Source organism: Photobacterium sp. DA100 (assembly GCF_029223585.1).
GTDB lineage: Bacteria > Pseudomonadota > Gammaproteobacteria > Enterobacterales > Vibrionaceae > Photobacterium.
The window spans coordinates 1,641,743-1,662,179 of sequence record NZ_CP119423.1 but is presented as its reverse complement, the minus strand read 5'-3'; the positions used below and the strand labels follow the sequence as shown (position 1 = coordinate 1,662,179).

At 51.2% G+C, this 20,437-nt stretch carries 15 protein-coding genes; 5 read left to right on the top strand and 10 right to left on the bottom strand.

The genetic code is table 11. From position 1 onward, the window contains the following. The first annotated feature begins 90 nt into the window (after positions 1–90). Entirely contained in the window at positions 91–834 is a 744-nt protein-coding gene (locus tag PTW35_RS07880) for an SGNH/GDSL hydrolase family protein (RefSeq protein ID WP_281027207.1), read from the top strand. 518 nt (positions 835–1,352) lie between these two features. On the opposite strand, the gene PTW35_RS07875 is transcribed toward PTW35_RS07880, so the two are convergent. Next, on the bottom strand, positions 1,353–1,568 hold the full coding sequence (locus tag PTW35_RS07875; RefSeq protein WP_231569038.1) for a hypothetical protein: 216 nt from the start codon (positions 1,566–1,568) through the stop codon (positions 1,353–1,355). Here PTW35_RS07875 and PTW35_RS07870 point away from each other — a divergent pair. The 3 genes from PTW35_RS07870 to PTW35_RS07860 are packed head-to-tail and all read left to right on the top strand — an operon-like array spanning position 1,465 to position 3,849. Continuing rightward, positions 1,465–2,238: a DUF3100 domain-containing protein gene (locus tag PTW35_RS07870; RefSeq protein ID WP_231569035.1), complete on the top strand. Its 774-nt coding sequence runs from the start codon at positions 1,465–1,467 to the stop codon at positions 2,236–2,238. The two genes, PTW35_RS07875 and PTW35_RS07870, sit on opposite strands and share 104 nt — an antisense overlap. A gap of 4 nt (positions 2,239–2,242) precedes the next feature. Next, positions 2,243–2,671, top strand: a complete 429-nt coding sequence (locus tag PTW35_RS07865; protein ID WP_281027206.1) for a hypothetical protein — start codon at positions 2,243–2,245, stop codon at positions 2,669–2,671. Next, positions 2,671–3,849, top strand: a complete 1,179-nt coding sequence (locus PTW35_RS07860; protein ID WP_044623178.1) for an amidohydrolase — start codon at positions 2,671–2,673, stop codon at positions 3,847–3,849. Before PTW35_RS07865 ends, PTW35_RS07860 begins: the two co-directional genes overlap by 1 nt. A 91-nt stretch (positions 3,850–3,940) precedes the next feature. Here PTW35_RS07860 and PTW35_RS07855 read toward each other — a convergent pair whose 3' ends face one another. From PTW35_RS07855 to PTW35_RS07815, 9 genes are all read right to left on the bottom strand, one after another. After that, positions 3,941–4,516, bottom strand: coding sequence for a DJ-1/PfpI family protein (locus PTW35_RS07855; RefSeq protein ID WP_044623177.1), 576 nt, complete (start codon positions 4,514–4,516; stop codon positions 3,941–3,943). A 17-nt stretch (positions 4,517–4,533) separates the two neighbouring features. Next, the gene (locus tag PTW35_RS07850; protein WP_281027205.1) at positions 4,534–5,499 is read right to left on the bottom strand and encodes a sugar kinase; all 966 of its coding nucleotides are present in this window, start codon (positions 5,497–5,499) and stop codon (positions 4,534–4,536) included. 127 nt (positions 5,500–5,626) lie between these two features. Then, positions 5,627–6,481, bottom strand: a complete 855-nt coding sequence (locus tag PTW35_RS07845; protein ID WP_039462190.1) for a tagatose bisphosphate family class II aldolase — start codon at positions 6,479–6,481, stop codon at positions 5,627–5,629. A gap of 109 nt (positions 6,482–6,590) precedes the next feature. Beyond that, a complete protein-coding gene (locus tag PTW35_RS07840; RefSeq protein WP_044623176.1) occupies positions 6,591–8,084 on the bottom strand; it encodes a DUF2264 domain-containing protein in 1,494 nt (497 codons plus the stop codon). Between the two features lie 56 nt (positions 8,085–8,140). Next, complete coding sequence (locus PTW35_RS07835) at positions 8,141–9,745, bottom strand: sulfatase-like hydrolase/transferase (RefSeq protein WP_039462198.1); 1,605 nt, start codon at positions 9,743–9,745, stop codon at positions 8,141–8,143. Between the two features lie 23 nt (positions 9,746–9,768). Beyond that, a complete protein-coding gene (locus tag PTW35_RS07830) occupies positions 9,769–11,028 on the bottom strand; it encodes an anaerobic sulfatase maturase (RefSeq protein ID WP_281027204.1) in 1,260 nt (419 codons plus the stop codon). A gap of 196 nt (positions 11,029–11,224) precedes the next feature. Beyond that, positions 11,225–14,326 carry a chondroitinase family polysaccharide lyase gene (locus PTW35_RS07825; RefSeq protein ID WP_281027202.1) on the bottom strand — a complete coding sequence of 1,034 codons (3,102 nt, stop codon included), beginning with the start codon at positions 14,324–14,326 and terminating at the stop codon, positions 11,225–11,227. A 57-nt stretch (positions 14,327–14,383) separates the two neighbouring features. Continuing rightward, a complete protein-coding gene (locus tag PTW35_RS07820) occupies positions 14,384–16,585 on the bottom strand; it encodes an autotransporter outer membrane beta-barrel domain-containing protein (protein WP_281027201.1) in 2,202 nt (733 codons plus the stop codon). 43 nt (positions 16,586–16,628) lie between these two features. Then, the gene (locus tag PTW35_RS07815) at positions 16,629–17,555 is read right to left on the bottom strand and encodes an OmpG porin family protein (protein WP_039462724.1); all 927 of its coding nucleotides are present in this window, start codon (positions 17,553–17,555) and stop codon (positions 16,629–16,631) included. Between the two features lie 492 nt (positions 17,556–18,047). Here PTW35_RS07815 and PTW35_RS07810 point away from each other — a divergent pair, with 492 nt between their 5' ends. Continuing rightward, positions 18,048–20,411: a hypothetical protein gene (locus PTW35_RS07810; protein ID WP_281027199.1), complete on the top strand. Its 2,364-nt coding sequence runs from the start codon at positions 18,048–18,050 to the stop codon at positions 20,409–20,411. Positions 20,412–20,437: the final 26 nt, after the last annotated feature.

The following is a 20,437-nucleotide window of genomic DNA, read 5'->3' as shown; positions in this document are numbered from 1 at the left end:
GCTATTTCCCTATTATCATTCCCAGCAGCAATGAAAAAATGGTTCTAATATTATTCATTTAGTATTGGTAAAAGTCACAGAGAGTGTTCAATGCTGCATCAATTTGTTCTGCTTGTTATGGCTCCCATTTTTTGGGCTCAAGGAAAGTATGTCCGCAAGTCTATTCCGTGCCTTAGAGAGGCCGAAGGCCCTCGCCAAGGGCATTCGGCCCAAGCAGAACGAAACCGAGGACGTACTGTTCAAAACAAACAAAAACTCAGGATCCTTCTGATCGGCGATTCAGCCGCGGCAGGCGTCGGTGCCAAACACCAGTCCCAGGCACTCTCTGGCCAGCTTATTTCGGCCCTGCGCCCCTTTTTCCAAGTTGAATGGCAACTTATTGCCAAAACAGGCTTTACGACTAAACAAGTCATCCAGTCTGCCCGATTACATCCCAAGCAGATGTATGATGTTGTTGTTGTCTCGGCAGGCGTAAATGATGTCACCAAACCGACCAGCGCGGCACAATGGATCAAACAGCAACAGATGCTCACCCATACCTTGCGGCATCAATTTTCCTGCCCACACATCATTCTGACCCAAATTCCACCTATGGGGCGATTCCCCGCACTGCCCCATCCACTCCGGTGGTATTTGGGAAGTAAAGCGAAAAGCTTTAATAAACAACTACACCACTGGGTATCGACACAGCCCGATTGCGAGATCGTCAACCTAGAAGGAGAGCTGGAGCCCAGTCATATGGCTAGTGACGGCTTCCATCCCGGCCCCGTCATTTATCAATACTGGGGACAAGCAGTCGCAAAGCTCATCGAGGCTAGATGGTCTTCACGCTGATAAATATCATCACTCGTGGTTATTAATATTATTATTTTTAGTGGTTTCTGTTATTTGTTGTGACAGTTAGCAAGACCAACATCATAATCAGCACTTTCCCAGCCATTTAATACTTCTCGCCTTAAAATTTCAAAATGTTATTCATTTAATCAGTATTACTCATAAATTATCAACATTTTAATCTCTTTGGAGACCACGTATTCAGACGCCGGTCTTCCAGCATTCATCTTGACTCATCATTTCAAATAAAGTTTACAATATTAATTGAAAGCAAAGCCTTACACGTTCCAAAAAGGTAAAGACAAAAGATATGAATCGGTTAAAACAGCTTTGCACAAATGTCTCCATAGGGAAAAAACGCACGGCTTGTGTTGCCATTTGGTTAAACAGAAAATTATTTCACCTCATATGTTTGGCGTTGTTGGCGTTATTGTTACCAGTTGGTTTAAGTGCGAAAAAAGTAAATATGTAATAACTTTTGATTCTCAACAAAGTCGATTCACCTCACATTTTATATTTTAGCCATCATTAATATCTCCACCCGAAAAATAACTAACCAGGTAGACACCTATGAGTAATCGCTCGCCTATAAAAATAGTTGCAATATCAACTATTATCGCAATGGCCGTCATATTCATTGCGCAAGTTGTTATTGGGACAAAAAACATTTCGTTCGGGGAAATAAATATTGCCATCCTGCCAATGCTGTTTGCAGTAACGATCGGGATGATCATTTCTTTAAATCCAGTACGTAATAAGATCAGTGCATGGGGTAAGATTTTCACTGAACAAGAAGAGTCTTTCTCCTCGAAAATGGTCGGTTTCTGCTTGCTTGTACTGGGTACTCAGTACGCAGGTATGATCATTCCCAACATCGACATTATTCTTGATGCCGGTATCCCGCTGATCTTCCAGGAACTCGGTAACCTATTGCCAATTCTGGTCGCGATTCCGCTAGCCGTTAAGTTTGGTATGGGTCGAGAGTCAATCGGTGCCTGTTCCTCTATCAGCCGTGAGCCTTCCATCGCCGTTATCCAGGGCAAATACGGTACCGGAACCAAAGAGTACATCGGTGTTTTGGCGATTTACCTGTGTGGTTCGGTGATCGGTACCCTTTGGTTCAGTGTACTAGGAAGTGTTGGTCCGCTAACAGGCATTCACCCACTGGCACTGGCTGCCGGTACCGGTGTAGGTAGTGGCTCGATGCTAAGTGCTGCCTCTGGTGCCTTGGTCAGCAACCTAACCCCGGAAATGGCCCAGCAAGCTCTGAGTATTGCTGCCGCTTCTAACCTGCTTTCATCTGTTCTAGGTGCACTATCGCTGACGTTCATCGGTATTCCACTCGCAGAATTCGTCTACAAAATTTGCCAGAAAAAAGAGGTGCGCAATGCAGTCGGTGCTTAATGATATGAAGTTTGTGTTCTTGGCACTGTTGCTTGCCATGTTCACACAAACCCTGACTACGGGTATCAGCTTCTTTAACATGTGGGACAGCTTCATCGCGATGTCGATTGTGGTGTTCCTATCACTGGTGGCTAAAAGCTACATCAAGTCACCACTGCCGACATTTGCCTACGCGACTATTATCGGTATTTTGATTTGTTTGCCTGAAACGGCCGTGAGAACCTTTTTCCTCGATTCAATCGGTAAAGTACAGTTCCTGTCTTGTACTGTACCGTTGCTAGCCTTTGCAGGTTTATCTGTCGGCGGCAAGATGGAAGAGCTGAAAAAGCTGTCTTGGAAAGTGATTGTGCTGTTCCTGGTGGTATCAACCAGCTGTTTCCTAGGCGCATCTTTGATTGCACAACTTGGCTTCTCGATGAAAGGGATTATCTAATGCTGTCTCGCTTTAATATTGACAATAAACTGCTTGAGCTCACCGCTTTCAGTATCACGGCTCGCCAAGATTTGCATCAGATCCCTGAACTGTCTGGCGAAGAGTATAAGACGTCGGCCTACTGTCAGAAAATCATGAATGAGTGCGGCTACGCCATCACGACTTACGACGGCTATACCGGTTTTATTGCTGATCTGATTGTTGACGAATCTTTCAAGATGGTCGCTTTCCGTGCTGATATGGATGCACTGGAAATGGATGATCTCACCAACGACGAGTTTACCTCGCAGCATGCGGGTAGAGCCCATAACTGTGGCCATGATGTCCATATGGCAACGGCACTGACGGCGGCAAAATACCTGTCATCGTACAAAGATGAGCTAAAGCACAACGTCCGATTCATCTTCCAAATGGCTGAAGAGGACATGCGCGTCGACGGCGCGAACAAGATGGTTGAGCTTGGCTGTATGAGTGGCGTAAGTGAAGTCTATGCCCTCCATAATGACGCGGCACAGGAGTGTGGCTTTGTCAGCATCAACAACGGCATCATGTCTTCTTACGGTAGCGCGTGGACTTTGGACATCGAGGGCAAATCAGCCCACGGCTCAACCCCGCACAAAGGGCTTGATGCGATCCGTGAAGGCGCCCGTATTGTCGAAGACATGGACTACATTGTCGCCAAGCAGACCAACCCGTTTTCACCGGCGGTCTTTGTCTGCGGCATGTTCAATGGTGGTACGGTACCCAACGCGGTAGCGGCCAATGTTCAAGCCCGTGGTACTATCCGCTCGATGGACAGCGAAACCGACCAAGTGCTGCGCAACAGTTTCGAGTCGATAGTGGCACAAAGCAAGCTGCGTGGGTTCAATACCACTATGACTTACTGTGGCTACCCTGCCATTATCAACCACCCAGAGGCTTACCAGCGCGTGGTTGAAGCTGCGGGCTCTGCCGTGCCGTCAGAAATGATGAACATCAACGGCTCGCCAATGACCGGTAGCGAAGACTTCAGCTACATGGTCAATGCGACGGAAGAGAAGCGCGGTGCATTCTTCTTCTTGGGTTCGGGCAACAAAGGACAAGGGATCTGTAACTACCTTCACTCCAACCCGTACTATGTTGATGAGCATGCCCCGCTGGTTGGCGCGCAGATTTTTATCAACATCGCTACCAGCTAGTTGAACAAAGCCTCATATAAACAAGGCCTAGCAAATATGCTAGGCCTTATTCGTATTTATCTACATCGCCTCAGCTCTGCCCTTGCATTTATCACAAAGGCCAATGGTCGAAATAGATATGGCTCGCCTGATGGTCTACTTTAGCGCGGTTATCAGCCAACAGCATTTTGGCCACAGTAAACGAGAACTCAAAACTCACCCCAAGCCCCCTGCCTGTGATGAAGTTATCGGCAACCACGACTTTCTCGAGCTGAAACTCACCATCGCTAAACTTGTCAGCCAATTTATCGCCGGTGGTATAGTGCCGCCCCTGCAATAAGTGGTGTGCAGCCAGTACCTTGGCGCCTGACGAGCACAACGCACATATCCACTTACCCTGTGCAATATGGCGTTTTAAAAACTCGATAACCGCTGGATTAGCCGACAAATTATCAGTCCCCTGCGGACCGCCTGGCATCATCACAGCATCGTAAGTGTTGGCTGCACAGTTTTTCAGCGTGTCATCGGCACTGATGCGCGTACCAAAATAGGTGTTCAGTACTGTACTCTCCATGCAGGAAAGTACGTCAACCTTGATATCAAGCCGACGCATAATATCGATAAATACGACAGCTTCTGCATCTTCGAAGCCATCAGCCAATAGAACGGCAACATGTTTTTCGCTCATTACTTTTTCCTTAAAGCCTAAACATTCATTAACTCGGTAAGGTATCCGGTATAATCTCTCGGAATGATTGCGCCCTTGTGCTGAATAACCCTTGCCGCCAGCTTATTGCCCCAATGGCAACACTCGTGCATCTCCATCCCCATACTCCATGCAGCCAGAAATGCCGCATTAAATGCATCTCCGCCAGCCGTCGTATCCATGACCCGATCCACCTTGTTTCCTCTCGCCATGCCATTTAGCCCATACTGAGACCACATTGCCCCTTCCTGGCCGAGCTTGACCACAACCTGCTTGACCCCCATCGAGTGCATGCGTTTGGCAATGATCAGCGGCGGAGAATCGTGCATCCCAAGCAGCCGGTCCTCGTCATCAGCGGTAACCAGGGCAATATCCGCTAATTGATAGAGTTTGCCGATCCACTCGCAAGCCAGAGATGATGATGGCCATAGCGCTGGACGATAATTTGAATCTACCGCTATCTTCACCCCCTCCTCTTGGAGGGTCTCCAGCGCCCGAAGCAGCAGGTACTTGTCCGGATCAGGCAAAATGGCCAGAGTGATACCGGTGAGATAGACCAAGTCAAACGCTTTCAAATCGTCAACAACCGAGCCAAATAGCTCGTGCCGGCAAAGGCAGCGCGCAGCAGAATCATTGCGCCAATAGTGAAAACTCTTTTCACCGCACGGGGTATTCTCAATGGCATATAAACCCGGTAACTTCCCATCGAGCGTCAGGACAAACTGCGTATCAATTCCTTCCTGCAACCAAGATTGGCGCATGTACCGGCTGTAATTGTCATTGCCCAATGCCGTCACATATGCGGGATTCATACCCGGCACCAGACGGGACAAATACAGCGCCGTATTGAGCGTATCCCCACCAAAGTACTGTGCTTGCTGGCCGAATGGCTGACCACTCAGCTCAATCATGCACTCGCCGATCACGGCTACTTTTTTCTTTTTGAACGTCAGAGACGAGGCCATTGCTTGTTATCCATCACATATGCAGTTAACAGAAAATAAAAATGGCTACACCGGGAAATGAGAGAGCACTATTCGGTGTAGCCAAAAAAAAGACTGGGAGTATCTTAACGCTTGCTTGTAAGGGGGGTTACAGCTTGCCAGCACTCCCGCACACTGCAATCTTGTCCATGACCACCTTCTTCATCGCTTCCTTACCCGGCACGATATAGTGGCGCGGATCATTGGCATTAGGATTGTCGATAAAGTACTGCTTCACGGCATCGGAGAAAGCAATTTTCAATTCGGTTGCCACATTGACTTTGGTGATACCCAACTCGATACAACGGCGGACATCGGCATCAGGCACCCCAGAAGCACCGTGAAGTACCAGCGGGACATCCGTTTTACTGCGAATGATACCAAGGCGGTCAAAGTCCAGGCATGGCTCTTCTTTGTACATGCCATGGGCCGTGCCGATCGCGATAGCCAAGGAATCGATACCTGTCTTGCTGACAAATTCCAATGCGGCATCCGGATCAGTAAATAGCGCATCCTTCGCATCAACAATCAGATCGTCTTCCTGTCCACCCAAACGACCTAGCTCAGCTTCTACCGAGCAGTCCCAACGGTGGCAGAATTCCACCACTTGCTTAACCAGTTCGATATTCTTGTCAAAGCTTAAGTGCGATCCATCGATCATCGCCGACTTAATCCCGGCCTCCACCTTATTGCGGATATCGCCAAAAGATTCATGGTGATCCAGATGAAGTGCAATCGGCATTTGGTATCGCTTCGCCGCTTCCTGGCAAATCCCTACCAAATAGTCAGTACCCGCATAGGAAAATGTCCCGGGAGTACCTGCCAGAATAACCGGCGATTGCATTTCTGCCGCTGTTTCAACCACAACCTGGACAGTCTCTAGGTTATGAATATTAAAAGCAGGAACGGCATAACCGCCCAGCTGTGCCTTATGGAGCATTTCGCGTGACGAAACCAGAAACATATAAAACCTCAAAAACCTTCGTTATCTTTCGCTTTGATGATATTCGAAAACAAAAGCAAAATAAAAGATCTAGATCACATAAATACTTTCAAACCGAAAGAAATTAAAACTAAAAGAAATGCGACATTTTCGAGCTGTAGCAAGTGATCCCTTTGCGCAGCAGGTTATTCTTGGGTCTCTCCGCACGTCCGGTCAGTATTTCCTGGATTTTTCTTGCCAGTTTTTGTCGCTCCAGACGACGAGAAAGCGGATCTTGCTGCTCACAATACTCTGACTGAAAAATCACCACGACCTCTTTCGTTTTGAAAGTGCCAATCACCTTGGCTTCAATCGCAGGGATCTCAAATGAAAAGTCTCCCCGTTCAATCTCAAGCGGGTGCTCTTCTGCTTGCCAGAGATTAAGCCGATCCCCACAGTACAGGGCGATGTTTAACGCCCGCAATGACCAGAAGCTGCTTGCTGGACCACTGTAGTTATCCACCAGCCGTGCGTCATCGCCAAACAGACCTTGCGTTGGCGCACCGTATTGCAAAGCACCGTGAGAGATAAAGTACTCAAGGCTGGTACGGAAGGCCCGTTTGGCCTCCCCGAGATGCAACCCGCCGCGGTAGGAATGACGGCGATTTAGATCGACCGCAGCCAGAAGCGGGGCTGATGCGGCTAGTCGGTAACACGCACTCCGGCCAAACAGAGGCAAGCCAACAGGGGTAAAGAACGCGCGGTAATTTTTGGAAAAAGCCTGCAAGCTGGCACGAATGAATTCCGGGTCAAAACTAGGATCGATTTGATCAAACCAATAGAGTGAATAATAAAATCCCCAGGCATTGTAATAGTCGTAGTTGCCTTTCGCGCCGTCCCGAAACCAGCCATCTCCGACATAGAACTCTTTTATCCTGTGGTAGCGGGTGTGATCAAAATGATCCTCGCCGGTGAGTGAGTTGATCACCAGTTGCACGGTCAGCGGAAAAAGATGCCAATTATTGTCAACGGTCTGGCAATGGTTGACCTGCTTGAACCAGGCGACAATTTGCTTTTGCTGGCCATAGGTCAAGGTCGTCCACACCGTCTCCCGGCTCAACCACAGCGCCAGGGCCAGATCGGCGCTTTCACAGATGCGCTGATCATAATCATGCAACTCCCCCCAATAGCCCGGGTGGGCGGGATCGGTGCCGGCCAAAAACGCTTTCTTCAACCATAAGGCGATATCCAGCGGCTGCCCGTTCAGGCCGTTAAGCATGGTACTCGTGCCTTTTTGTCGGGATAACCAGGCTGCCAAGGTCGGGATAACCCGGCTGCATCCCTCCATCGCATCGGTACGAGCATTCTGCTGGCTCGGCCTTCCCGGGTAATACGCATGGGTATAATCCCACACGGCGTAATGTTCAAAGGCCTCGGCGACATAGCGAACCAAATCGTCACACTGCTGGCGCAGTTGGCCAACCGTTGAAAATTGCTGACGAATATAGTCATCATGCTGAGAGTAGGCTGCCTTGCGGTAGCGCAGCCGGGTCAAGTTCTCTTTGAACAACCTGAGATAAATGGCGGTATCAGGATGTTCGTAGGGAATAATGGGACGCTCGGTGGCGTTTATTGTTTTTTGCATCGGTCACAATCCATCGAAAAAGGGCCTCGAACGAGGCCCTAACATCACAGCAAGCTTTACTTCGCTGACTCCGTCAATACTTGGTATCGGTCTTGGCCCCAGCCCAGAGGAGCTGGCTTGGACTTGATCCAGTCATAGAAGGCCGCTTTAAGCTCTTTAACTTTCTCCGGGTGTTTGGCAGCTAAGTTAATTGACTCAGCGGGATCGTTCGCATAGTGATAGAGCTCAAATCCCTCGTTGCCGCCATCGTAGTAGTGAAGCGACCACTCCTGATCTTTAATTGCCCATTCGCCCTTGGAGTGTTTTTCAATGTACTTGCTCGGGATAAATTCCTGCTCCTCGAAGCTGATCCACTTCCAGTAATGGTTCCAAAAGTCGACATTGCTTGAGTCATAGTGAAGGGCCCGCGGGCCTGCCCAGTATAGGTACTTGTGCGGTTGTTGTTTTTCCCCTTTCATCAACGGCATTATGTCCTTGCCGTCAACGCTCATTTCCTCGGGAATCGCAATGCCTGCAGCTGCCAAGGCCGTCGGCAAGATATCCATCGCCGAAATCATGGTATCGCTCTGGGTATTTTCCGGCAGTACCCCCTTCCAGTGGGCAATAAACGGAACATGGACGCCACCACGGTAGCGCTGCCCCTTGAATGCCCGGTCCATGCCGTTCATCGGCATGGGTGACTCATGTACCGCCCCGTTGTCGGACAGGAAGAAAATCAGCGTATTCTCGTATTCTCCCAATGCTTTGAGCTTAGCGATGATCTGGCCAATCCCCTCGTCCGAAGCATTGACGTGGGCATAGTACTTGTCGACTTCGACATTGCCGGTATCAAAGCGATCCATATACTTAGCCGGAGCCGGCTGTTCCAGCGGGATATGCGGTACGCTATAGGCCAGGTTGACAAAAAACGGTTTATCCTGCTCGCTGGCCTGTTCAATAAACTGCAGCGTCTCGTTGGTCAGGTTATGGGTGATGAAACCCGGCGCGGGGACATTTTCGCCATTGCGGAAAATCGCCGGTGAATTATACAAGGCGGCCCCGGAAGCAAAGTAGCTATAGGCATAATCAAACCCCCGCTCCTCCGGCCCATAGCCCGGCTCCGGAATCGAGATCTGGTTGTCATGGTAATCCCGTGTCTGGATGCTTTCGTCAATAAACTCTTTTCTGACCTTGGCATTGTGATACTTGCCGATATTCGCGGTGGCATAACCATTTTGATTCATCAGTGCAGGGAGCAACGTGATATCGAGCGGGATCCCAGAATGTGCATCATCGTTGCTGTAGATACCGAAACTGTGCGGGAACCGCCCAGTCATCATCCCGGCTCGTGACGGGCCGCATACCGGAGTCGCTACGTATGCATTGGTCATACGCACCCCTTCATTGGCCAGCTGGGTTATATTCGGCATCGAGCGCTTGGCTGCGTCATAGAGTTTGTCGAAATCCCCTTCATAGCGCTCGGGCGACGGGCGCTCCGCCAATGCCTGCTTATCAATATTGTCCAGGGCGAAATCCAGCTGAGCGGTACCCAAGTCATCCATCACAATCAGTAAGACGTTCGGTTTTACCTGCTCGCTAGCCATCGACACTACCGGGCTTGCTGCACATGCAGCCGCTACCAGTCCGGCCAATACCGTCTTCTTTTTCGAGGACAGTGTCATTGTTCACTCCTTGATTAACTTGTTTAAAGTTGTGTTTTGTCGTTGTTGTATATCGTCGACATCGCAGGCATGACATCCGCTGCAATGCCACCGCGCTGGATGGCCTGCACCATGTGGTGCATGGCCGGTGCGGTATGCTTGAATATCTGTTGATAGGATTGGCAGAGATAGTTTTGGCGATGCTTCTCCCCCGGCAGCGACACGATGCGATGCTTCGGACAGCCGCCATAGCAAAGGGCCTGAACCGAACACTGCTTGCACTGCTCAGTCAGCCGAGTGGACTTTGCCTGGCCAAAACGCAGCTGCTGCTTGCTCTGAGCCAGCTTGGCGATATTGGTTTGGCTGATATTGCCGAGTTTATTGGCCGGATAAACATAGTGATCGCACGAATAGACATCACCATTGGCCTCTATCACCATCGCCTGGCCACAATTTTTAGACTGCACGCAGACCGAGGCCGGATAGCCCATCCACGTTGCCAGAATACTGTCGAACATACGAACGTAGATCTGGCCAACATCCCGGGCAACCCATTCATTGAAGACATCGGTCATAAACCGGCCATAGCCATTGGCGGGCACCGAAAATGGCGTCAGTGTGGCATCGGCTGCGGGAGAATAATGACCTGTCGTACTCTGCTGGCAATGCGGCTCGATTTCGACAATAGGAATAAACTGCAAATGCTCCGAGCCCAGCGCCTTGAGGGCATGGTACGTCTCTTTGCCCTTGTTCCAGTTCTGATCATTGATGACGGTCAGAGTATTGAATTGAACCTGATACTCTTTTAGCAGTTCGATGGCGTGCTTGACCCGTTCGAAAGTAGGTTTGCCGTTAACCGAAATGCGGTATTTATCATGTACCTCCGCCGCCCCGTCGACCGACACCCCGATCAAAAAATTATGCTCGGCAAAGAACTGCGCCCATTGCCGGTTAATGGCAACGGCATTGGTTTGGAAACTGTTGGTGATTGTTCTCCCTTCCGCATACTGCTTTTGGTATTTGACTGCATTACGGTAAAAGTCCAAGCCAGCCAGCGTCGGCTCCCCGCCCTGCCAGGCAAAGTCAATCATGTCGCTATCTTGCGAGCGGATATAATCGCGTACATAGCGCTTTAGCATCGCATCTGACATTTGGTCCGCAGCCGCCTGCTTTGCTGTCTCGCCGGGCTGCATCATCTGCTCTTTTTCCAAATAGAAGCAATAGTCGCACTTAAGGTTGCAACGATAGCTGGCTGGCTTGGCCATCATATGAAAACGAGCATGATTAGAACGAAAGGTAGTCATTGCAAAAGCCCCGCATCTTTGAAAGGACATAAAAACAAAAAGAAAGAAAACGAAAGAAAATATACGCCAAAAAACGGAAATGAAAAACGTTTTTGATCACAAAATGAAATAAAAGGAAAGTTTTCAGGGCAAAACTGAAAGGACACAAAAAATAAGCCGGGCAATATATGCCCGGCTCCTGATATGAAGAGATTGATTAGGACACCGGCGCCAGTGTCAGCTCCTGCACCATGCCGAAGTAAATCTCGAAGGTCAGGGTGGTCGTCGACGAGTCAGTTTTCACCTTGACCTTATCGTTCGCCGTCACTGGCTGCCACCTGCCGGCAAGGGTGACACTGACAGAGGTTGGTTTCGCTTCCGTATAACGGGTCATGTTAAGATCCGGCGTAACCCCCGAGACCATCAACTGGCCATCGGCCAACTGGCGAGTCATGACAATGGCAGGCTGAGCTACCTGGGTCACCACGCCGCTGTCTAGGCTGACACTGTCGAAAGCAGCATAGGCTGTCACACCCGTTTGCTTGTCCCGTACCACATGCACTCTGCTATCCTCGCGCAAGACCTCGTAAGGCTTCTCACCTGACCCCTTGTAGGCTTCAGCCAAGGTGGTCATTTTCTCCGCGGTGGCATCGAGCACTAACAGATACTCATAACCCGCATCCGATGGGGCGTTGCCATGGTTGATCCACGCGACCGAGAAGTTGCCTTCTGTTGGTCGGCGGGTTTTATCATTGGCCGACTGCTGGTGCTGGCGCCTGACTTCTACCGTTACATCACTGGTGATCAAATACCCGTTGCCGTGACCGTCCATCAACCAATCACCTTGGCCAAGCTGTGTCTGGTATGGCATGTCGCGCACCTGCTCGCCATTGATCCAGATCTCATCAGCCTGCGGGGTGATGCCGTGCTGGAACAGCGTGGTTTCCGTCGCGTTGCCCTTACTCGAGTTGCTGATATCGCTGCCCAGCATCACTACCCTGTCAGCGACGGAGAAGGTCGATTTCCTCGCGGTAAAGCTACTGTCAAACTTAGGCATTGACGGTGCTTTGAACTTAAAGGCAAACATCCCGAACTGTCCATCTAGCGAGGAAGCCCCGCTGAACGGCTGGTCGCCGCGCAGCATCAGCGTATGTGAATTCGGGCTGTCAAGCTGCTCCAGCAGCAGGTGGAGGGTTGTGGTACCCGGATTCCGATTCCAGTCCCAGCCGTCCTGGCTAAAACCTATCTCTGCCTGCTTGCCAAACGGCACAACTTGGACGGCACCGTGGCTTTGGTAGCGACCGTATCGGTTGTCGCGGTAATAGATTTCCGATGACCAAACATTGCTGTTGTAGGCTTTCATCGTCACCATGTTGTCCCGGTAGCGGTGAATACCAAATGCCCCGCCGTTAAAGGCCCAGTAACCTTGCGGCAATGCCGCCGGGGTGATCGCTTCACCGAACAAGGCAACCGATTCGGCCTCGGTTTTCCCCGTGATCTGCAAGTAAGCCGCTGCCAGGGCCTTATCGACTTTCTCGCCGGTCTCCGGGTTGCCGGTCAGGGCGAGCCAACGGTAGGACTCATCAAGGTGGGTCACCGCAGGCGGGTTAAACGGATGGCGGCCAGACAGGCCGAGGCCAACTTCCGGGTTACTGTAGATCCATGCCGACAACATCGCTTTCTTAAGGGCGGCACGCCCTTCGCTGCTCACGCTAAACGGCGTGCCCTGCAACATATACACCAGCTGCGCGGCATTGTTGAATGCCGGGAATGAATACCCCGGATAGTTCCCCTCATGGCGCCATGCGGTTCCGTCAGGGCGCAAACCGTCGTAGCCTCCCGGCGGCGTTTGTGACAGGGCGATATTGATGTAGTTACCGAACTTCTTCAGCAGTGCGATGCGGCGGTCCTGATCCGGTTCGAGCATAAGCAGCGCCAAATGCTGACGAGAAAGCGTATTGAAGTAATCCAGATCCGAACTTTCCGGTCCCGCGACCATATCGAAGTTGGCCTTGAACTCACGTGAATACCACAGTAAGGCATCGAATATCGGCTGGCGCAGTTCGGCTTCGGTCAGAACCTCAGACATCAGCATGGCAGAGATATACCACCAGCGCGAGCTATAGCCCCAGTGGTGAGTAGTCACCAGACTACTGCCATCGACAAAGCCCTGGTCAAGAATATGCTCTGTCATCAGCACATACATGTCGGCCAGCTCCTGCTTGATGGCCGGTTCGTCGGTTTTATGCCAAAAACGCCCGATGTTGAACAGGATATTGGAGTATTCTGACAGGGTGACATAATCAGCAAACAGTGCTTTATCTTCTTCCTTCATGAATTCGGGCTGATAAATCACTTTTTGCTTGCCGGTAATGATATGGCGCCCAGACAGCACCCCGTTTTCATCGCGCTTGATCCGTAGCGAGGCATACTGCTCGCGCAGTGTCTCCAGGCTATTAAACGCCTTGACCCCTTTGAGGCGCTCGGCCCCGATAAAGACATCAATCAATGACTCACGGATAGACTCGGCAGCGGCAATTTCGTGCTGCTGAGCCACAGGGAGCTGGGCCGGCAACCCGAAATCAATCTCAGGAATATCATAACGGGTGGTTACCTGATCGTCCGACCATTGGTAACGGGCATCGTCTACCGACAGCATGACACGATCGATATAGAATGTCCCTTGTTTGGCTTTCCCCGGCGCGGTGAAGCGGATGCTATCCATGTCGCTGCGCGGGCCACCGGGCATGCTGTTCATCCCGCGGCCTTCACCGGAACCGTTGTCGGTGATCCCCTGCCCTTCTACTTCGCGGCCTTGAATATCGTTTTGCAGTGACACGCCGACGGTACGCCAGCCAGTGAAGTTCATGTGCACTTTGAAGCCCGCATCCGCGTTAGACGCGGCACTGAGTCCCCGGCCCAAATCGACAATCATGTAATCATCTACCGGTACTTCGTTGTACACCCAAAATGACAGCACCTGGGTTGCGGCACGCCCCCATGTCCGGCGTGCCTCCATGTCGGTCACCAGCGAAATCGGCTGGCGGAAAACCAAGGTGCTATTGGCGGTCCAGTCCCACTGCAGCGACTGCTCGCCTAGCACATATCGCGCCTTGCTCAGCGACAGACTCGAGCCCTGGCCGGCTTCGGCGTAGTCCGGTACCGTCTCCCCGGTCATCGCTAAGATCTGTGACTGCATCACCGGTGGCGGTGCGGCCTGTTCTGTTGGTTGGGTAACAGATAACCCGGAACATGCAGACATACCAAGCACCGCCGAAATAAGCAGTGGCAACCTGCTGAATTTATGTAGAGAATTCATTGCTTAACCTTTAACTTTATTGGCAGGTACGGGCGTTGCCGCCCGTCGTCTTAGCACTTAGAAACGTTTAGAAACAGCCAGGCCCAGAAAGCCTTCTTTATAGTCATCACGCTGGTAGTAAGTTAAGCCAGTTGACGCACTCAGGCCGTTGCCCATGTTGAGGTTGGCATTGAATTTCGCTTCGATAATGTCACCGCCGACAGCATCGCCATAAATCACGAAGCGGTCAGTCGAGGTGTCCATGGTCAATGCTGCACTTTCGCGGATCCGCTCATCGTCATCCATGTCGAAGTACGCCATCAGCGAAAACAGCGGAGTGAACTGGCCGTATGCCATGTCATAAGTGTTAAATGCAGTCACACCTGCACCCAATTGCTTGACCGAGTAAGAAGTGCGATCGTACTTGAGGCTGGCCGGCGATCCGGTTTCGTTGTAGTCCTCAACACGCAGCCATTGGTAGTTGTAGGCAACCCGCGGTTCAACTTTCACCACATCGAGGTCGAACTTCATCCCCGCCATCACTTGGTAACCGACTTGGTTGGCATCGTATTTGGCCTTGGCCTGGGTATTACCCTCATAGCCGGTTGAGGTGCCAATCGAGCGAGTGCTGTTGATGGTGTTCGTCCCGATATTGACATTGCCATCGATAAAGTAGCGCTCGTTGAACCATCCGGTGTAGATCATTCCCTGCAGGCTATCGATGTCTTTGCTGTTGCCGGTATCTTTGATATCCGAGTTGGAGCGTGCATAGGCAATGGAAACGCCGAACAGCTTTTCGCTGTCGAAGACCCGATCAATCCCGATGTTAATGCCGTAGGTATTGAGATCATACCCGTGGATATCGCCGCTACTTTGGCTACCATAGCCAACGATCAAGCTTGTCCAGGCATTCCAGCCATCATGGGCTTTGCCCAGGTGGCTTTCGTTACGCAACACGTTGGTACGGTCATCGACCTGGCTGCGCATCTTATCCACCACCAGCATCGCGGCCCGGACTTCACTGCCTTCGGCATCCGGGGTCAATTCGTCGGCCAGGCGGGCTGTCGCCGCGTCATCCGTGCCTGAAGAGGCCAGTAACGCAAGCAGTTCGCCAGATTCATCCGAGCCTGTTTTATTATGCTGATCAAGGGCATAGTTGACCATGTAATCGGCAACCACAACTTCTCCGGCATTGGCTCCCCCTGCGGCAGCCTGCCCCACAAACTCATCGCCGCCCTGGTAGTTAACGGCATAGCGGGCGATCAGCTGATCACCGCTCACCCCGCCATTAACATCAGGGGGTGTTTGCTCTAGCCATGAGTCATCCACAGTCAGCAATGGCGACGTATCAAAGGATTCCGCCGTCCCAAAGCCCTCGCCGGCTTCAACGCTGACATTGTCACCGCCATTTATCCCGCCTTCCGATTCCAACAGCACCACGTCTTTGCCCAGCAAGTCGTTGACGTTGCTGCCGGTATACGAAAAGGTCACCGTGCTGTTTTCATTGAACGTCGTCGACCCGGTCACCAGCAAGATCGGGTTATTCAGATCGCTGTTGTCACCGACCTTGAATTCCATCGATGCATCCGCTTTATTGGTATAGTCCGCATCCCAAACCACGGTCTGGTCTTGGCCAATAATGGTCAGATTGCCGTAGTTTTCGATTTTATCGACCCCGGTGATGCTATGGCCATCAAAGGTAGCATCTTTCCCCGCACCACCTTGGTAGCCGAAGTTGATCTTGTTGCCCTCAACCCCGTTACCTTTAATGTTGCCCTCAATCGTACCGTTGACATCGATACGCGCTGAGCTAGAGCTGGCACTAAAGTCGATCGCATTCTCGCTGCCACTGACCAAGCCGCCATCCTTGATATAAATACCCCGGTTAGGGTTGGTCGGTGTGCCCTGTTCGAAATCTCCATCAATTTTGATCCCGGTGCCGTTTTCGCTGACTACCTGGCTACCTTCGATATTGAGGTTCCCGGTAAACACCGCATCGCCATCGACATAGATGCCATTAGCCCCTTCCCCGGATACCCGAATGTTGCTCTTTAGGTACAAATTTGAAAACGCCGCTCCGCCGCCCTGGTATTCAAGGCCATTGCCGTCAGCGACCAAAATGTCTCCGCCGCTATAGCTGGTGTCACCGTCGGTTTTGACCACGGTTTCACAAACAGTATTTTCGGGACAGTCCGCCGCATTGACGGCCATTGGCGTCATCAGGCAAGAAGCAATAAGCAGCGATAGTGTTGTGCGCTGAGAAACTGGAATTCTGTGCATATTAAAAAACTCTCAAGTAATTATTTTTAAGATAAAAGGACACTTAGAAGCTCACACGAGCACCGAGTTTCAGGTATTTGACTTGAGAGTCTTCCTTGCCCATCGTGAAGCCTTCCTTATACTCCACATCCTCAATGTAATATTCAGCCTGGATCCGTAGATAATCAGTCAGCGGATAAGCCAACTGGATGGCATAACGTGACACTTTGCTCTGGGTCTTAGTCTCGTCGTGATAGGCGCTGTCATACCAAGCCGAGGTTTCGCCATAGCCCAGTGCGTAGCGGACATACGGTGAAATAACCAAGCCGATTGGTGTATCCCAGTAGTAATAAAGTCGTGCTTGCTGGTTGTAGGTATGATCGGTCAAGCCCCACGTTTCGCCTTTGTCGCTGCGCTTGCCCGTGTTGTAATACGACAGGGTCAGACGCTGCTTGGCGGTAAGGTTGTAGCGGATACCCGGCTCTACTTCCCATGCCAGGTAATCACTGTTGCGGACGGTGCCGCTGACATTTTTGTCTTCCTGACGCTCCAACCCAAACTGCGCCTCGCCCCACAGCGTCCACTTATCACTGAGGTCAAAAATATATTTGGTTTCGCTGCTGTAGATATCATTGGTCAGGCGCGAACCGCTGTCATAGCTGGTGACATCCTGGCGCACTTTGGCACTCGGTTGGATCCAGCCGCCATCAAACCGAAAACGATAAGCGGCTTGAATTTCAGCTCGGGTGTAGACCTGCTTGCTATCATGGGTACGGTTGCGGTAACCGAGGTCAAAATACCAGTTCGAACCATCGGGGTTAATGTTCATGTCCAGCCTCGGACCGGCATAGTCATAATCACTACCGTAATCCCCTGACTCGTAACTCAAGGTTGCATTTACCTTGGCAGCTTGTGCGACCATAGGAATACTCGCAGCAACCAGTACTGCACACAAAACAACCCTCGACGTTGGTCTCAATCCTGTTTTCATAACGATGCTAATGCCCTTCCACTTAATATCATCCAATTAGCAGCCGTAAATTTTTATTGTCCTGCTGCTTTCCATAGCATTTCAATGCCACTATTGATGAGTGGAATATTACGTTTATTTTCTAACCACAACTGTGATGAAGGGCAAATTTACGAAAACAAACGAAAGAAAACAAAAACACAAATCAAACTTTCGCATTTTTCCTAACATGGAAAAACAGATGAAGAAACGAAACAGGCCGGGCGTTAAACCATTAATGAAACTGATGGTATATACCGAAATTATTGAATCAACATCAATTGTCATACCTATATAGCACTATTAACCTTTCTAACAACGAAAACCAAAGCTGAATCACACTTTGAAAACAAAAGCAATTGAAAGCATTCACTGTTCAAGTTTTACCCATTAGACTCACTTCAACGCAAAAGAAAACGAAAGCACAGACTTTCATCTTACTTTCAAAGTAATTCACTCTGCATGGATGGAAATATGAAACTCAGATATTGCGCATTAGCCATCGCAACCGTATTAACTGGCTGTGGTTCCGACAGTGAAAATCCCGCCCAAGGCAATAACGGACAAGATTTTAAAGCGCCGATCGCTTCCTCGGTTGCTATCAGCGGGGACGCACTTGTCGGCTCAACGTTGACAGGCAAATACACCTTTACCGATCCGAACTATTCACCGCGCCCGGAAGGTGACAGCCAGTATCAATGGCGTCAGGCAGATGGCGACGCCGATACCGGCAATGACAAAGTACTGGGTGAAAGCCAGACACTTGCCCTGACGGATAGTGAGTTCGGCCAAAATGTCTACTTCTGTGTTACCCCTGCCGCGGAAGGTAACGTGAATATCATCGGGGAAGAAAAGTGCTCGGCGTCGGTTAACGTACAGAGCGGTGCCGGCGAAAAGCCCCAGGCGGACAACGTCACTATCGACAACACGGCTCCAACCGTTGGCGAAACCCTGACAGGCGACTACACCTACAGTGATCCTGACGGTGATGCCGAGGCAATAAGCCGATTTGTCTGGAAGAGCAACGGCAAGGACATTGATGGCGCCAACCAGCAAGGCTTCACCCTCACCGCAACCCAGGAAGGTGTCTCGATCCAGTTTTGTGTCACCCCTGTTTCAGAAAATCCTGATGGTTTGCCGAACTATCCGGTGACCGGCGATCAAGCCTGCTCGGATGCGACTACCGCGGTTGCCGCCAAGCAAGGCTCGGCACCGGTAGTCTCTGCCGTAACCACCTCGGGCGATCACACTGTCGGCTCAATCGTCACCGGTCAATATAGCTACCAAGACGATGACAATGATCTGGAAGGCGAAACGATCATTGCCTGGAAGCGCGACAGCGTGGTACTGCCAAGCGAGACGGCATCTAGCTATACACTGACGGCGGATGACAAAGGCGCCAGTGTGGAATTTTGTGTCACTCCTGTTGCTGCCACAGGGCTACCGAAACAAGGCAGTGAAGTCTGTGCCGATCCAATTACCGATGTGACAGAGCCAGAGGGCGACGTTCCAACCATCACCCTTGGTGATGTCGCCAGTGACGGTGATGTCCAGCTCGCCCAAGTCGGCGATACACTGACCGGCAGTTACCAGTATCAGCCATCAAGCTCTGGGGCCGCCGATGATTCGAAGGCCGTGTGGAAGGCCGGTGACCAAGTCATTGCCAGCGCAACCTGCGCCACCGGCCAAGCTTGTGATCTGACTATCGGCGAACAGCAGCTGGGCCAGACCCTGACGTACTGCGTCACCCCCAAGGCAACCGACAGCCAGCCAGGTACCGAGCAATGCTCACCGGCACTGGATACCTTCGGCATTCGTATGAGCGGCAAGCTGGAGTTTGGCCAGGATCTTGAAGCAGACATTGTCGGCTACACCAACGCCCAGTTGTCATGGAAGGTCGATACATCCAATACCGATGGGCCTGCTGGAGATAGCTCGAGGGTAGAAGTTGCAACCGGCTCTATCTATACCATCGGACAAGAGGTATTGGCTAACATCACCCCAGAGTTTGAAAGCAGCACGGGTAACAACAACGGCATGATTGATGATGCCGACTGGGATCAGGCAATACGAGCGAGCGTCGTTGACTCAACCACAGTCAATGCAGCCCACTACGTCGGTAAAGACGTTGAGCTGTGCATGACAAGCACCGAGCAGCCACAGCCGCAGTGCCTGTTGGCCTCGGCCCAGCCGACTGTCAGCGGCGGGGTGATCTACAACAAGGATGACTTTAGCCTGCGGGCTATCGAGCCGGTTCGTGAAGTCACCTTCAAGGGTGCCGTTTACCACCGCCCACTTTCTTTTGCCGAAATGCAGACTGGCTCGGGCAGTGACTTCGGCCCGCTGATGCCAAAAGCCCACTACAGCCAAACCGCTATGGGCATTGACTGGGCAAGCTTGAAACTGGAGCATACCGACGGGACCAAGCCTGGCCTGGAAGTCTGCCTCAACCTGTATAAGCAAGATGAAACTGATAGCAGCACATGGTTCCTGCCTGCCAGCCGCAGTGACAGCGCCTATCTGCCAAATGGCTTCGAGGCTGAGGGGAATCAGCTACCAGTCGATGACGTTAACACCTACCTCATCAAGCTGGCCAATATCTACAACACCAAAGACAGTGTGGTCGGCCAAGGCATTGTCGGTAACCTGCAAGGCACGGCATCGCCAATATTCGGCTGGGTCACCAACAGCGCAGGCAATACCCCATTCTGGAGTGCAACCAAGCCCAACTCCAACCTAGAGCAGGCCAACTCGGTCAAGTTCTACGACAGTGGCTCATCGGGCAACAATGCCGTCGGCAACGGCCGCTTTGTCACCTGCGTCCGCGCTGCAGGCTAGGCAAAACATTCAGGGATGGCGCGAGC